The organism is Polaromonas sp. P1_G4, assembly GCF_056405475.1.
In genome coordinates, this window is the sequence record NZ_JBFUCA010000666.1 from 1 (window position 1) to 1,922 (window position 1,922).

The window sequence follows — 1,922 nt, forward strand, 5'->3', positions numbered from 1 at the left end:
AAACGCAGGTGGCATCAACCGTTACAGCGTGAGCTACGGAACACCTCCTGCAGTCGCTGTGAGCCAGGTCTACGATGCGGTCACCTTGACCACCTACCGCTACCACGATTGGCAGGCTCCGGCTGGTGTCACGGTGACCAACCCCAACGGGCAAGCCACCGGCCTGGGTGCGACGGCAATCCTGGGCTCCCTCATGTTGACCGGCGTGAGTCAGCCCGCTGGGTCGGGCAATGCGGCCGCCGCCAGTGCATCAACCTACGACACCAGCGGTAATGTCGTGAGCAAGGATGACTTCACCGGCCAGCGCAGCTGTTATGCCTATGACAGCGGCAACCGTGAGATTACGCGGGTCGAGGGCCTGGCCAACACGGTATCGTGTGCCGCCGTCCTGCCCAGTGGGGCGTCGCTGCCTCCAGGGGCCCGAAAAATTGAAACCATCTGGCATCCGGATTGGCGATTACCCACCAAGGTGACTCAACCTTTGCTGAGCACAAGCTTGGTCTACCACGGGGAGCCCGATCCCTTCAACAGCAACATTGCAGCGAGCTGCACGACGGCCTCGGCACTTCCAAATGGCACCGTATTGCCTGTCGTTTGCAAGCGGGTCGAACAGGCCACCTTGGGCAATGGCAGCCCAGACCCGACAGCACCCATCAGAACCACCCGCTTCACGTATGACGCTGGCGGCCGGGTCCTCACCCGTGTGGACCCGAACAACATGACCACGACCTATGCTTACTATGCGACGGCCGCCTCCAGCGGCACGGTGCCCAATGAAGTCGGCCACACGGCAGGCGATCTGCAGAGCGTGACGAACGCAGCAGGCCACCTGACCCAGTTCACTTTGTACGACAGGGCAGGGCGGGTGCGCCAGATGGTCGACCCCAAGGGAATCGTCACTGACATGAGCTACACCCCCCGAGGCTGGGTCAGCAGCACCAGTGTCACACCACCTGGCGACACGGCCCGCATCACCACCTACACCTACGACAACGCCGGCCAGCTGACAGGTGTGGTCATGCCCGACAGCAGCACCATGAGTTACAGCTACGACGCAGCCCACCGGTTAACGGGGGTGACCGATGCCAAGGGCAACACCATCACCTACACCCTGGACGCCATGGGCAACAAGGTCAGCGAACAGGTCAAGGACCCGCAAGGCAACCTGCAAAGAAACATCACCAGGGTGTATGACGCCCTGAACCGGATCCAACAAGTTACGGGAGCAGTCAATTGAATCGCATTGAAGAAAACCATGACTACAAATCGATCATAGGGCGAGCGAGGGCAATAGAGAATGCATGCAGGCAGYTTTTTCATGCGCTCTTGCGAGTGATCGATGAACGTCCTTTTACTCACTCGCCGCTCGCAGTCTTATTGCGGGTGACCGCAAGCCGGAAATTTCGTAGTCATGGTGATTTTGGAGGTGGCATTGCCCATCTTTATCGTCTAGGCGCTACTGCTGTGCTAGCGCTCATGCTGGCAATGATCTGGACACCTGCACACGCCTCGTTTTCCGCAACTCCTGGGGGGACTGAGTACATCTTCAATGATGCTAGGGGGTGGTTTCCGTCCCTCGAGGCCGCTGCTGGTGCTGAGGCTGCGGCCGGCGCGGCAATATTTGGTGGGTCATGGACCTACTCCAACTGTACCGCTGCTAATTCCTGCGACTTTTATAAGGATGGTGGATTGTGGGGGACATTTTCGGCAGGCACTCGCTCCACGCCTATTTCCTGTCCTTCAGGTGCCGCGCCCTCGGGCAACAGCTGCACATGCGTTCCCCCTAATGTAGAAAACGCCGCCCAAACTGGTTGCGATGTGCCATCCCCACCAGCGGTCTCAGACCCGCCAGTGACAAGTGCATCAGTAGCATCCGATCCAAGATCAGACCCAGACAAACCCAAGAAATGCCCTCTTTGCGA

The 1,922-nt window shown here is 59.2% G+C and carries 1 protein-coding gene; it reads left to right on the plus strand.

What is annotated here, in order from left to right:
• Window positions 1-1,237: RHS repeat domain-containing protein (locus tag AC1D1X_RS21985; protein ID WP_477699184.1), on the plus strand; the 1,237-nt coding region annotated here is incomplete at its 5' end.
• Between the last annotated feature and the right edge of the window lie 685 nt (window positions 1,238-1,922).